General features: G+C 75.4%; 13 protein-coding genes. 3 read left to right on the top strand and 10 right to left on the bottom strand.

Annotation, left to right across the window (positions count from 1 at the left end; genetic code table 11):
* Nucleotides 1-39: 39 nt before the first annotated feature.
* Complete coding sequence (locus tag ABTX81_RS00760; protein WP_350540735.1) at nt 40-1,998, bottom strand: glycerophosphodiester phosphodiesterase family protein; 1,959 nt, start codon at nt 1,996-1,998, stop codon at nt 40-42.
* Between the two features lie 294 nt (nt 1,999-2,292).
* On the opposite strand from ABTX81_RS00760, the gene ABTX81_RS00755 reads away from it, so the two are divergent.
* Together ABTX81_RS00755 and ABTX81_RS00750 are read left to right on the top strand one after the other, a co-directional pair.
* The gene (locus ABTX81_RS00755) at nt 2,293-2,835 is read left to right on the top strand and encodes a hypothetical protein (protein ID WP_350540734.1); all 543 of its coding nucleotides are present in this window, start codon (nt 2,293-2,295) and stop codon (nt 2,833-2,835) included.
* Nucleotides 2,832-3,071, top strand: coding sequence for a hypothetical protein (locus ABTX81_RS00750; protein WP_350540733.1), 240 nt, complete (start codon nt 2,832-2,834; stop codon nt 3,069-3,071). Before ABTX81_RS00755 ends, ABTX81_RS00750 begins: the two co-directional genes overlap by 4 nt.
* 34 nt (nt 3,072-3,105) lie before the next feature.
* Here ABTX81_RS00750 and ABTX81_RS00745 read toward each other — a convergent pair whose 3' ends face one another.
* Together ABTX81_RS00745 and ABTX81_RS00740 are read right to left on the bottom strand one after the other, a co-directional pair.
* The gene (locus tag ABTX81_RS00745; protein ID WP_350540732.1) at nt 3,106-3,648 is read right to left on the bottom strand and encodes a TetR/AcrR family transcriptional regulator; all 543 of its coding nucleotides are present in this window, start codon (nt 3,646-3,648) and stop codon (nt 3,106-3,108) included.
* Nucleotide 3,649: 1 nt separating this feature from the next.
* Nucleotides 3,650-4,351 (bottom strand): type 1 glutamine amidotransferase domain-containing protein, encoded by a 702-nt coding sequence (locus ABTX81_RS00740; protein WP_350540731.1) that lies wholly within the window; start codon nt 4,349-4,351, stop codon nt 3,650-3,652.
* Between the two features lie 282 nt (nt 4,352-4,633).
* On the opposite strand from ABTX81_RS00740, the gene ABTX81_RS00735 reads away from it, so the two are divergent.
* Nucleotides 4,634-5,542 carry a LysR family transcriptional regulator gene (locus tag ABTX81_RS00735; RefSeq protein ID WP_350540730.1) on the top strand — a complete coding sequence of 303 codons (909 nt, stop codon included), beginning with the start codon at nt 4,634-4,636 and terminating at the stop codon, nt 5,540-5,542.
* Nucleotides 5,543-5,549: 7 nt separating this feature from the next.
* Here ABTX81_RS00735 and ABTX81_RS00730 read toward each other — a convergent pair whose 3' ends face one another.
* The 7 genes from ABTX81_RS00730 to ABTX81_RS00700 all read right to left on the bottom strand — a co-directional run bounded on the left by ABTX81_RS00730 (nt 5,550) and on the right by ABTX81_RS00700 (nt 12,266).
* Nucleotides 5,550-6,554: an SAM-dependent methyltransferase gene (locus ABTX81_RS00730; protein WP_350540729.1), complete on the bottom strand. Its 1,005-nt coding sequence runs from the start codon at nt 6,552-6,554 to the stop codon at nt 5,550-5,552.
* A complete protein-coding gene (locus ABTX81_RS00725) occupies nt 6,551-7,171 on the bottom strand; it encodes a cysteine hydrolase family protein (RefSeq protein ID WP_350540728.1) in 621 nt (206 codons plus the stop codon). The genes ABTX81_RS00730 and ABTX81_RS00725 overlap by 4 nt, the downstream gene beginning before the upstream one ends.
* Nucleotides 7,168-8,295 (bottom strand): isocitrate/isopropylmalate family dehydrogenase, encoded by a 1,128-nt coding sequence (locus tag ABTX81_RS00720; RefSeq protein WP_350540727.1) that lies wholly within the window; start codon nt 8,293-8,295, stop codon nt 7,168-7,170. Before ABTX81_RS00720 ends, ABTX81_RS00725 begins: the two co-directional genes overlap by 4 nt.
* 59 nt (nt 8,296-8,354) lie before the next feature.
* Entirely contained in the window at nt 8,355-8,888 is a 534-nt protein-coding gene (locus ABTX81_RS00715; RefSeq protein WP_350540726.1) for an EF-hand domain-containing protein, read from the bottom strand.
* Between the two features lie 164 nt (nt 8,889-9,052).
* Complete coding sequence (locus ABTX81_RS00710) at nt 9,053-9,934, bottom strand: hypothetical protein (protein WP_350540725.1); 882 nt, start codon at nt 9,932-9,934, stop codon at nt 9,053-9,055.
* Nucleotides 9,931-11,841: a GMC family oxidoreductase gene (locus ABTX81_RS00705; RefSeq protein ID WP_350540724.1), complete on the bottom strand. Its 1,911-nt coding sequence runs from the start codon at nt 11,839-11,841 to the stop codon at nt 9,931-9,933. The genes ABTX81_RS00710 and ABTX81_RS00705 overlap by 4 nt, the downstream gene beginning before the upstream one ends.
* Nucleotides 11,838-12,266 carry a hypothetical protein gene (locus tag ABTX81_RS00700; protein WP_350540723.1) on the bottom strand — a complete coding sequence of 143 codons (429 nt, stop codon included), beginning with the start codon at nt 12,264-12,266 and terminating at the stop codon, nt 11,838-11,840. The genes ABTX81_RS00705 and ABTX81_RS00700 overlap by 4 nt, the downstream gene beginning before the upstream one ends.
* Nucleotides 12,267-12,508: the final 242 nt, after the last annotated feature.

Below are 12,508 nucleotides of genomic sequence, written 5' to 3'. Positions count from 1 at the left end.
CGGTACGAGGTCCCCTGGGAGGAGCGCCGGGTGCGGGGGTCAGCTCCGCGGGGCGGCGTCGAGGGTGCGGGCGTCGCCGGCGATCAGGCGGGCGCGGTCCGCGGGGATGCTGCGGCCGGCCTGGTTCTCGGCCCAGTGGGCGAGCGGCTGGTACTGGCCCTGGCCGAGCATCACGGTCAGGGTGGCGACGGCGTTGCGGTCGGCGCCCGAGGTGAGCACCAGCGAGGCCAGGCCGGTCGGGGTGGCCGCGACGGTGAACTCGGTGGTGGTCTCGGCGCGGCCGCCGGGGCCGGTGGCCTCGGCGCGCAGGGTGTGCCTGCCGAGCGCGAGCGAGGTGGTGTCGAGGGCCGAACCGGCCGGCAGGTCCTTGCCGTCCAGGGTGAGCCGGACGGTGTCGGCGCCGTTCGCCTGGACGGCGGTCACCGGCTGCTGGGCGCGGTCCAGGGTGGCACCGGCGGCCGGCGAGGTGATCGCCACGGTGGGCGCGGCCGGCGGGGTGGTGCCGGCGCCGCCCTGCAGCCAGGCGGAGTTCCAACCGGCCAGCTCGGCGGGGCGGTTGGTGATGATGCCGTCGACGCCGGCGGCGTCCAGGGCCTTCCAGCGGGTGGCCGAGTCCACGGTCCAGACGTTGACCGCGACGCCGGCCGCGTGCAGGTCCTTCACCACGCCGAGGCGGGGCGCGAGGGCACCGTCGGACGGGTTGTAGGCGGAGAGGCCGAGCTCCTTGGAGATGGCCACCGGGTCGGCGTCGAGGTCGCCGCGCAGCAGGCCGAGGGGCAGCTCGGGGGCCAGCTCGCGGGTGTAGCGCAGGGCGTCGACCTCGAAGCTCTGCACGAAGACCCGGCCGGTCATGCCGTGGTCGCGGATCTCCTTGACGATCCGGGCGACCTCGTCACGGCTGTGCTTGCCCTTGATCTCCAGCAGGAGGTTGCCGCCGCGGGTGCGCAGGTCCTCCAGCTGGGCGGCCAGGCTCGGCACCCGGGCGCCCGCGTAGGTCGGGCCGAACCAGGAGCCGGCGTCCAGCGCGTCCAGCTGGGCGGCCGTCAGGTCGCGGATGCGGCCCTTGCCGTTGGTGGTGCGGTCGACGGTGTCGTCGTGCAGCACGTAGGGGACGCCGTCCTTGCTGGGCTGGACGTCGTTCTCGATCCACTCGGCGCCGCCGCGCCGGGCGACCTCGTCGGAGTCCAGGGTGTTCTCCGGGGCGGCGGAGGAGGCGCCGCGGTGGGCGAACACGGTGAGCGGCGAGCCGGCGGGGCGCAGCCAGCCGCCCGGGGCGAGCGCGGTCACCTTGAGGTCGTCGAAGGAGACCTTCGCGCCGTTGACGATCAGGGCCTGGCCGCCGTCGGCGGTGCGGGCGACCTGGGTGGTGCGCATCACCTCCTTGCCGTCGAATATCCAGCGGGCGGTGGTGCCGTGCACCTCGACGGTGACGCGCACGTCGCGGCCGGTGCCGGCGGCGGTCGGCGCGGAGCCCGTGTTGGTGACGTTCCAGCTGTTGGCGGGGGTGCGCTGGGCGAACTCCAGGCCGTTGGAGGCGGTGGTGCCGGAGCGCATGGTCGCGATGGACCACGGGGTGGCGCCGCTCGCGGGGACGTCCAGGCCGAGGGCGGTCCAGCGGGCGGCGTCCTGGACGCTCTCGAAGCGGGCGGTGGCCTCGATGCGGAAGTCGTTGAGGTGGCGGCCGAAGGTGATCCGGCTCTGCTGGCCGGAGTTGGCGGAGGTGCCGACCAGCCGGCCGTTCTCCACCTTCCAGTCGCCCTCGACGGCGTTCCAGCCGGCGGGGAGGGTTGAGCCGGCGAAGTGCTCGTCGACGACGACCTCACCGGCGTCCGGGGCGGCGGCCGCCGCGACGGAAGCGGCGTCCGTGGGGGCGGCGGGCTCGGCGGAGGCGGCGCTCGGAGAGGTCAGGGCGACGGTGGTGAGGCTCAGTGCGGAGGCGACGGCGGCGGCCAGCAGACCGGTGCGACGTGCCCGGTGGGGGCGGTGACTCTGTGTCATGGGCGGCACGCTAGGGATGGTGATCGAACCGGAAGCCACCACTCCGAAAACCGCTCGTGACCATTGCGCGTGCGGTTCGTGGCGGTGGCGGATTCCTTGCGGTGAATGGCCGGTTCGCTTCCGCACAGTACCCCGGGCCAATTCTCGGGGGACCGCGCCCAGCCCGCCCGGCGGACCTGCGACGTTGCACTCCGTGCAACTCGGTGGACGCCGAGCCGCGCGCCGAGCCGCGCGCCGGGGGTCGCCCCGCCCGTACGCGCCCCCGCCGCCGGCACGCGCTCCGTCGGTCGGGGGATGCACCGCAACACCACCGCCCTGGCCGCCGTGCTGCTCGCCCTGCCGGCCGGGTTCCTGACCGGCACCGCGCTGCCGACCCCGGCCCCGGCGTCCCCGGCCGCCACCTCGACCCCCGCCCCGGTCTCCGCCGTGTGCGCGGCCCAGGGCACCCCGATCTCGGAGGCCTCCGGTCGCGCCATCACCGCCGCCTGCGGCCAGGTCGCCACCAGCACCTGGTACACCTGGGGTGGCGGCCACGGCCCCACCCCCGGCGCCACCTACGGCTCGGTGGACCCGAGCGACCCCGAGCGGTCCAAGAACGACCCGTACCCGATCGGCTTCGACTGCTCGGACTTCGTCCGGCGGGCGTGGTCGCAGGCCGTCGGTACGACGCCGTCGGGCAGAAGGACGCCGCCGAGATCTTCACGCTGCCGGGCCGGCGGCTCGGCACCGACACCGGCGCGCTGCGCCCCCGGCGACACGCCGGCGCCGTGCGCTTCGCCCCCACCGACGACGGCCGGCCTCCCACCACCGTGCACCAGACCTGGAGTTCGGGGGTGAACATCCGCCCGGCCCCGTCCACCTCCGACACCCCGGTAGCCGTGCTGCCCGGGCCCGCCACGATCCGGATCCAGTGCCAGGCGCACGGCGCGAGCGTGACCGCCGAGGGCCACACCAACGACGCCCGGTCCTACCTGCCGGACTACCACGGCTGGATCAGCAACCTCTACGTCCAGGGACCGGCCTGGCTCCCCGGCGTCCCCGAGTGCGCGTTCTCGCTGTCGCCGACCCCGTGACCGGAAGTACCGGGAGTACCGGAAGTACGGGAAGTCACCGACAGCCGCCGAGGCCCGCGCAGAGGGCCTCGGCGGCGCGGGCGAGGAGCCGTTCCGGCTCCCCCGCGCCTTCCAGGCCGGCGACCAGGGCGAGACCGATGTCGGCGGCGTCCTCGGCCTCGGCCACACCGGAACCGCGCAGGACACCGACGAGCAGCCCGCGCAGCTCGGCGGTGAACGCGGTGCACACCTCGCCGAACAGCCGGGCCTCGGCGTCGAGGAGTTCGGCGGTGTGCGGGGAGTCGCCGCGCAGCCGCAGCGCCAGGCCGAGCTTGGCCTCCAGCACGCCGCGGACGCGGTCGGCCGCCGGCGCCTCGCCGGCCGCGGCCGCCCGGGCCCGGCCGAGCGCGTGGGCGTGCAGGCGCTCGGCCAGGAGCCGGAAGGCGGCGTCCTTGCCGCCGACGTACTGGTAGAGCGCCGACCGCGACACGCCCATCTCGGCGGCGATGTCGTCCATCGTCGTCCGCCGCACCCCGTACCTGGCCAGACAGCTGTAGGCGGCGTCCAGGACCTCCTCCGTGCGGTCGGCGCCGGGCACGTCAGGCGGCCAGCTTCTTCAGCAGCTCGGCGGCGAGCGGAGCGGCCGAGGCCGGGTTCTGGCCGGTCACCAGGTTGCGGTCGACGACCACGTTCGGCGCCCAGGACTCGCCGGCCTGCACATCGACACCGGCCTCGACGAGGCGTGTCTCCAGCAGCCACTTGGCCTTCGCGGCGAACCCGGACTGGGTCTCCTCGTCATTGGTGAACGCCGCGACCCGGTAGCCCTTGAAGGCGTTGCCGCCGTCCTCCCCGACGGCGGCCAGCAGGGCGGCCGGACCGTGGCAGACCACGCCGAGCGGCTTGCCGGACTGCAGTGCGCGCACCAGCAGGCGACCGGAGTCGGCGTCCACCGCCAGGTCCTCCATCGGACCGTGGCCTCCGGGGTAGAAGACCGCGTCGTAGTCGTCCAGCCGGGCGTCCGCCAGCTTCATCGGGCTCTTGAGCTCCCCGGCGGCGGCGAGCGCCTCCGCGACCTTCCGCGCGCCATCCTCCCCGCCGTTGAACTCGGGGGCGAGGCTGGCGGCGTCGACGGTCGGCACCACGCCGCCCGGGGTGGCCACGGTCACGGTGTAGCCGGCGGCCTTGAACGCCTCGTACGGCGCGGCGGCCTCCTCGGCCCAGAAACCGGTCGGGTGCTGGGTGCCGTCGGCGAGCGTCCAGTGGTCGGCGCCGGTCATCACGAACAGGATCTTCTTCGACATGGAGTGGTCTCCAGATAGCCGGATTGTCGGATGGTCGGGTGGTCGGGTGGTCGGGTGGTCGGGTTGTCCGGTGGTCGGGTGGTCGGCTCGTGTCCGCGGCGACGTCCGCCGTGCACCTCCTGACGACGTGCACCCAGAACGTCAGCGCGGCCGATGACCTCGACGGTAGGCGCGCCCGACGGTCCGCACCAATCGGAAAACCGATACCGGACATCGGCCCGTGGATGGCTCGACCTGGCCCGACAAGGCCACAACCCGGATGGGCGCCTAGGATTGGCGCGCATGAGCGATAGGAATTCCCATGGATCGGGGCCGCTGGACCTGAACCAGCTGCGCACCTTCCTGGCGGTCCACCGGACGGGGTCGTTCACCGCGGCCGCGCGGCGGCTCCAGCTGTCCCAGCCGACCGTCACCGCGCAGATCCGGTCCCTGGAGGAGCGGCTGGGCCGGGAGCTGTTCGAGCGACGGCCCCGGGGCGTCGTCCCGCTCGCCCACGCGGACGAACTCGCCGCCCGGTTGGCGGAACCCCTCGACCGGCTGGCCGATGTGGCGGGCCCCGGACCCGAGCGCGCGCCCGAGCCCGTGCACCTGGCGGGCCCGGCCGAGTTCCTCTGCACCGTCCTGCTCGGCGTCCTAGCCCCGCTCACCGCCCAGGGCGTCCGGTTGCGGGTGGCCACCGGGCTGACCGATCCGCTGCTGGCGGAGCTGCGCGCGGGGCAGCACGACCTGGTGGTCGCCACCCGCCGCCCGCGCGGGCGCTCGCTGCACGCCGAACCGTTCACCGACGAGGAGTTCGTCCTGGTCGCCGCCCCGGCCTGGGCCGACCGCCTCGCCGGGGAACCGCTGCCGGACGCCCTGGAGCGGGCGCCGCTGGTGACCTACGCCGAGGACCTGCCGATCGCCCGCCGCTACTGGCGCCATGTGTTCGACCGCCGCCTCCAGGTCCGGGCCGCCGTCACCGTCCCGGACCTGCGGGGCGTGCTGGCCGCCGTGACGGCCGGCGCGGGCTGGACCGTCCTGCCCGGCTACCTGTGCCGCGCCGAGCTGGACGCCGGTGCCCTGCGGCTGCTCCACCGGCCGGAGGACCCACCGATCAACACCGCCTATCTGGTGCAGCGGCCGGGACCGTCCGCCAACCCGCATGTCGCGCTGGTCCGCGAGCGACTGCTGTCCGCGGCGCGGACCTGGTGACGCCCGCTCACCCCGACGCGGGCTCCGGGCGGCGGGGGCCCGGCAGCGGTCCGCGCGAGGCGAAGCTCCAGCGGTTGGCCGCGAGCGCGTCGTCCGGCTCGGGGCGGGGGCCGCGGCCGTAGTGGCGGGTGAACTCGAACGGGGTGTGGGTCGTGGTGGCCCAGCCCCGGGCGGCCAGGTCGGCGGCGGTGTCGGGCCGGGGCTCGTCGTCGAACAGGACGAGCAGGTCGATGCCGAGCCGGTCGCGGGCCGCGAGGTAGACGGGGTTGCGGCGCACGGCGGTGGGCTCCATGCCGAGCTTCACCTCGTAGGCGAGGCTGCTCCCGGCGGCGCTCAACCGGTCCACCGTGGCGATCAGGCGCCGCTCGGCGGCGGCGGGCAGGTAGAGCAGCAGGCCCTCGGCGAGCCAGGCGGTCGGCTCCCCCGGACGGAAGCCCGCGGCGGCCAGCCCGGCGGCCCAGTCGAGGCGCAGGTCGCAGGCGACCGGCACCCGCCGCGCCGTCGGCCGCGCGCCGATCCGGTCCAGGACCTGCTGCTTGAACCCGAGGACCCGGGAGCGGTCGAGTTCGAAGACGGTCGTGCCGGACGGCCAGTCCAGCCGGTGGGCCCGTGCGTCCAGCCCGGCGCCGAGCAGCACCACCTGGCGGGTGCCGAGCTGGGCGGCACGCAGCAGGTGGTCGTCCAGGGCCCTGGTCCGCAGCGCGAAGTAGCCGCCGAGGCGCCCCCAGAGCGGATCGTCCGCCCCGTCCGCGCCCGGCGGGACGTCCCGGGGGTGGAGCGGCCAGTGCGCGGACGCGCGGGCGGCGCGGACGAAGTGCTCGGCGAGCGGGTCCCGGGCCAGCGCGTCGGGGCGGCGGCTCTCGATCGCCCGGGCGGCGGCGACCAGCAGGGCGGTCAGTCCGACGCCCTCGTCGACACCGGAGCCTGCGGCGGCGGCGACACCGGTCGAGACACCGGTCGTTCCGGCGGTCGCGACGCCGGCGGTCGCGGGGGCGGCCGCGGTGGGGGTCATGGGCGCTCCAGGTGCTCGGGAAGCCGTGTCCAGACGGCGGGTCGGTCGTGGGTGGTGACGCGGGCGCCGTAGACGCGGCCCATGAAGCGCAGGACCTCCTCGTCCGGGTAGTGCAGGGCGGCGGTGCAGTCCCGGAGCACCGTCACATGGAGGCCCTTCTGGAAGGCGGTGCGCGCGGTGCTGTCCACGCAGACGTCGGCGAACACGCCCGCGAACACCAGGTGCCCGATCCCGCGCCGGGTGAGGTACGGGCCGAAGCCCTCGCCGAGGAAGGCGTCGAAGCAGGCGTACTTGGTGAACACCGCCTCACCGGGCGCCGGCACCACGCTGTGGAACTCGGCCCCCCAGCTCCCGTCGAGGCACTTGGGGCGCTTGCCCAGCGCGGCGTCCCGGTGGCGCCAGGCGGCGCCCTGGTGCTCGGGGTCGCCGAGGAAGCGGACGAAGAGCACCTCGGTGCCGTGCGCCCGCGCCGTCTCGACGGCCCGGGCGGAGTTGGCCGCCACGGTGGCCAGCCGCTCCGGATCCCCGGGGTAGCGGGCGGCGGCGACGGGGCCGGCGCAGAAGTCGTTCTGCAGGTCGACCACGACCAGCGCCGTCCGGTCGGTCCCGGCGCTCACGGGCGGTCCGCCGGCGTGGCGACGGGCAGCGGCGCACCGGCGGAGCGCGGGCCGCCGATCGGCGGCCGGGCGTCGGCGGCCCGCGTGGTCAGGGCGTCGAGCACGGCGTCGGCCACGGCGGTGGTGGAGTCCCGGCCGCCGAGGTCGGGGGTCCGTACGCCCCGCCGCTCGGCGGCGGCCAGGGCGGCCTCGACCTCGGCCACCGCGCCCGGGCACCCCGCGTGCCGCTCGGCGATCGCGGCGGCGGCGCGCAGGGTGGCGACGGGATTGACGGTGTCCTTGCCCGCGAGGTCGTCGGCGGAGCCGTGCACGGTCTGGTACTCCACCAGCTCGCCCAGTTCCGGGTGCAGGTGGACGTTCTCCGTGCAGCGGTTCTCCTGCCGCTCGCCGCCGAACCGGTCGAGCAGGACGACGTGCATGATGTCGGCCCATTCGTTGCCCGCCACGAGGACCGTACGGTCGCCGAGGCCGTGCGTTATCAGGTTGCGGTTGACGGTGTCGGGCTGGAACAGCCGCACCTCGACGCCGAGCCCGCGCGCGAGGTCGCCCACCCAGTCGTCCAGGGCGCCGTCGAGCAGGTGGAACTTGTAGGCCATCACCACCCGGGCCGGCCCGCCGTCGGGCCACTGCCGCCAGGCCCGCCGGACGGCGTACTCCAGCACCTTGCCGGTGATCTCCCGGCTGAACTCCATGGTGCGGGTGACCACGCCCGGGGTGTGCCGGTTCTCCCCGGTGTAGAAGCCCTGCGCCTCGTCCCTGACCAGCAGCAGCGCGGCGTCCCCGGCGGCGATCGGCTCGACCTTGACGGCCTGCAGGCGCCGGCGGACCAGGTAGAGCGACTGGGCGTTGACGGCCGTCCGGAAGACGGCCGTCGTGCCGAGCCGGGCCCGCTCGCGGCAGAACCGCTCGTAGTGGGCGGCGTCCTCCTCGGTCAGCGCGCGGATCCGCCCGGTGTCGCCCACCTCCTCGCGGAGCGAGACGTACGAGTGGTAGGTCCGCGGGGACCTGACGATCTCGATCCCGGCGCCGTGCAGGGCCGCGATCCGGTGCAGGGCCCGTTCGAAGACGGCCGCGAGCTCCGCGCCCGTACCCCGGCCCACGGCGAGTCCGACTGCTGTTTTCACACTGCTCCTCGGCTGGTCGTCGTTCGTCCGGTACGGGCGGGGGCCGCGGGCCGGACGGATCAGGTGGTCGGGTCGCCCACCAGCTGGTCGCCCGGGATGCCGGCCTTCTCCGGCGCGTAGTAGTCGCGGATGCCCTCCGCCCAGGTGGCGACCGGGATGCGGTCGTCGACGGTCGGTTCGAAGGCGTCGAAGAGGGAGTCGATGTTGGCGTGCCCGAAGCCGATCGCGGTCATCAGCGCGACGAACAGGGGGCGTTCGACCAGGCCGTCGCCGTCCGGGTCGCCGAGCGCGGCCAGGGCGTCGGCGAACTGTGCGATCGTCGGGCCGAAGCGCTCGGGCGACAGGACGAAGCCGCGGAACTCCTCCCGGGTCACCACGCCGTCCCCGTTGGCGTCCAGCTCGGTCTCCAGGGTCACCCAGTAGCGCCGGAAGGCTGCGCGGATGGCGTCCTTGGCCGCCTCGTCCGAATCCACCGCTGCCTCGACCACGCGCTTGGACATCAGGTCGAAGTCACCGATGTCGATCACACCGTTGCCGTTGGCGTCGAACAGGCGGAAGACCAGCTCGATCCGCTGGGTGGCCTCGGTCCGCATGTGCCGCTCCTTCTCTCCGTATGTCGGGGCGCCCGGCGCCCGATCGATCTCCCACTATCGGCGAGCGGCGGCCAAGCGGACGAGCCGCCGCCGCCTGCTTCACCTGATGGAGTGAAGTTCGCGGGCTCGCCCGTCAGTTGGCGCGACGCCGGGCCCCATCCGGGTCAGCGGACGTAGTAGGGGCGGTGGTGGGCGGCGACCGGGGCGGACTGGTACGTCCACACCCCGGAGGCGGGCGCGTCGCCGACCAGCCGGACGAGATCGGCGGCGGCCTCGCGGCTGCGGTCCCCCGGCTCCGGGGCCGGTCCCCGCCCCGACGCCGGCCGTCCGGGAGTGAGCCGGATCCGGTCGGCGGTACGGGCGTCGAGCGGGTGGAAGCGGTAGGGCTGGTGGACGGTCAGCGGGCCGGCGAGCAACCGCCCGTCGGGGTCGGTGCCGTAGCCGGTGACCGGGGTGTTGACGACCGGCTCGCCGTCCAGGCCGGCGAGGTCCGCCTCGACGGCGAAGAGCTCCTCGTCGTACCGCCGCAGGCCGTCCGGCCCGAGGCCCGCGCGGTGGCAGACGAAGGACCAGCGGTCGTGCACGGCGGCCGCGTTGAGCGAGGGCAGGACGGTGGTGAACCACCCGGGGTGCTTGGGTTCGGCGTAGAGCCGGGTGCCCGCGTCGATGGCGAGCGGGTTGTCGCAGAGCACGTGGAGGCGGGCGATGCCGAGCAGCCTGGTCTGGTCATGACCGCGGGCGTACTGGCCGTAGTCGACGGCCGGCAGCCGGTCGGCGGCGGACGTCGGGTGGGCGATGACGTTGATCTCCACCTCCTCGGTGATCCCGCCGCCGGTCGGGTACTGGGCGAAGTAGAGCTGGTAGTTGAGCGAGACGCAGGCCCGGCCGCCGAAGTCGGCGGCGGCCAGCGCGGGATGCCGGTCGGCGAGCAGGGAGCGCACCGGTCCGGGGTCGACCAGGAAGTCCACGCCGATGTTGTGCAGCGCGCCGTAGTGGAACGGCAGGTGGTACGGCTCCGGCACGGGCGGCAGCGGCAGACCGGTCACGAGGGCTCCCTGGACGACGACGAGGACGGGGACGGGGACGAGGACTCGGACGACGGGGACGGGGACGGGGACGGGGTGGACGGTGCCGGATCGGCGGCGGTGAGCCGGACGGGCCGGCGCAGCGCCGTCAGCTCGCGGTGGATGCGGTCGGCGCTGCGCAGCGCCAGCGCGGCCATGGTGAGCGAGGGGTTGGAGGTGCCGAGGGAGGGCATCGAGCCGCAGCCGACCGCGTAGAGGTTGGGATGGTCCCAGCAGCGCTGCCACTGGTCGACCACGGAGCCGCCCGGCGCGTCGCCCATCACATGGGTGCCGCCGGCGTGGCCGGCGCCCCGGTAGCCGTAGACCCGGCCCCGGTGTTCGAGGCGCCCGGGCCAGCCGGGGCCGGCGTCGTAGCGGGTGTGGTCCTCGGCGCCGAGCAGGGCGAACAGCTGGTCGGAGACGGCCCGGGCGGAGGCCATGCCGTCCCGGACGTAGCCGGAGAGGTCGTAGTGCAGGGCGGGGCGCGGCAGTCCGAGCCGGTCGCGGCGGCTGTGGTCGAGGGTGACCCGGTTGGCCGGGTCGGCGGGCTGCTCCAGTTCGAACTGGAGCGAGAACTGGCGGCCGATCCGGTCGCCGAGGCGCGCGCGGAGGTCCTTGCCGCGCAGCCCGGCGCGCAGCAGCCGCGCGGTCTCGACCTGCGGCGGACGGCCGGCCCAGGACCAGCCCCAGTTGCCGATCTCGATCCGGAAGGGGGCCCGGCGGGCGCGGGCCGGGCCGAACCGGAAGGCCTCCAGGCCGCTGGTGGAGCCCGGTCCCCGGTAGGGGCCGGTGGGCCGCGGCAGCAGGCCCCAGGTGAGCAGCGCCGGGTGGTCCATCAGATTGCGGCCGACCTGGTCGCTGCGGTTGGCGAGGCCGGAGAGGAGCAGCAGCCGGGCGTTCTCGATGGCGTGGGCGGCGAGCACGACCAGCCCGGCGCGGGCCCGGTGGGTGGCGCCCCCGGTGTGGTACTCGACGCCGGTGGCGCGGCCGCTGCCGTCGACGAGGACCCGGCTCACCACGGCGTCGGTGCGCAGCCGGACGCCGGGTGCCCAGCGGGCCTGGGTGCGCAGCGGGGTGTACTTGGCGCCGGTGGGGCAGACCGGGACGCACGCGGCGGCGCCCTGGCAGAGCGGACCGGCCGGGTGGGCCGGGGTACCGTCCTGGGGGTGGGCGCCGGCGGGCCGGGTGGGCGGGGCGTTGCGGGCGTGCGGGGTGGCGCTGACGGCGAGGAGGGTGTCCTGGTCGGCGGCCGGGTCGCGGACGGTCCGGCCGTCGAGGGCGCGGGCGACCGTGCGGTCGAGGTGGCTGGCCGGGACGGGGCGCATCGGGAAGGCGTAGTCGTCGGGGATGGGCAGGCCGACGGCGTGGCGTTGCTGGGCGGCGTCGGCGGCGACGCCGAGTTCCTGTTCGGCCTGGCGGTAGTACGGTTCGAGGTCCCGGTAGCCGATCGGCCAGGTGCGGCCGTGGCCGAGGTCGGCGGTGCGGAAGTCCTCGGGGTGCATGCGCGGGGTGAGGCCGGTCCAGAGCAGTCCGGTGCCGCCGTTGGCCCGCAGGTAGCCGCTGGCGTAGGGCAGCGGGCCGTGCTGGACGAGGTGGCCGGTGGCGGTGAAGCCGCCGTCGGGCAGGCCGGTCAGGTCGTCGACGTCCGGGGAGGGGGCGTCCGCGCTGCGCGGGTAGGGCGAGGTGGGGGTGCCGCCGCCGGCGGCCCGGTAGGCGGTCGCGGTCGCGGCGGCGCCGGGGACGGCGTGGCCGGCTTCCAGGACGAGGACGCGGTGGCCGTGTGCGCCGAGGCGGTGGGCGACCAGGGTGCCGGCGAGGCCGGCGCCGACCACGACCGCGTCCCAGGGGTGCTCGCCGTCGGCGTGGCGGTGCAGCGGCGGGCGGCTCACCGGTCGCCTCCGCCGTGCGGGGGCTCGGCCCAGCTGCCGTGTCCGGGGGCGGTGCTGCCGGGGGCGGCGCCGTGGAAGGTGCGCCACATCAGGCCCCGGTCGTGGGCGCGGGGCGAGGAGGGCGGTTCGTCCGGCCAGGCGCCGACGTACCAGAGGTGGAGCAGGGCGTGTTCGTCGCGGACCCGGTGGGCGAGGACGGTGCGGTGGTGCTCGCGCGCCATGCCGGTGTCGCGCAGTTCCGTCTCGTCGAAGCCGGTGAGCTCGGCGGAGGTGCGCAGGAAGGCGTCGAAGTCGGTGAGGTCCGTGCGGTCGGTGAGGTCGGTGAGGTCCGTGAGGTCCGTGAGGTCCGTGAGGTCGGCCGGGGCCGGCGGGCCGTCCCCGCCGACCGGGTCGGACAGGTGGTCGTGGTCGAAGATCGCCGGCAAACCGGCACCCCCCTGGTGAAAGCGCCCCGAACATGACAGTCGATCGGGCGGGGACCCGCTCGACCTCGGAGCGATGCTGCCCTGCCGACCGCCTCCGGAGGGGTTTCGACCGAAATCGTTCGGACCCGCTCGCTTCCTGTCCGTCGTGCCACCGATTGGCAGCTACCCGCTTGTCGGATCGGATGCCGAAATGACCGGAGCGGACCACCCGGACGCCCCCGAACGGAGCAGCGCGACGCGCG

Origin of the sequence: Kitasatospora sp. NPDC097605 (genome assembly GCF_040302725.1) — a bacterium.
Classification (GTDB): domain Bacteria; phylum Actinomycetota; class Actinomycetes; order Streptomycetales; family Streptomycetaceae; genus Kitasatospora.
Note: the sequence above shows the minus strand (reverse complement) of the source record. Positions and strands in the feature narration are given on the sequence as shown.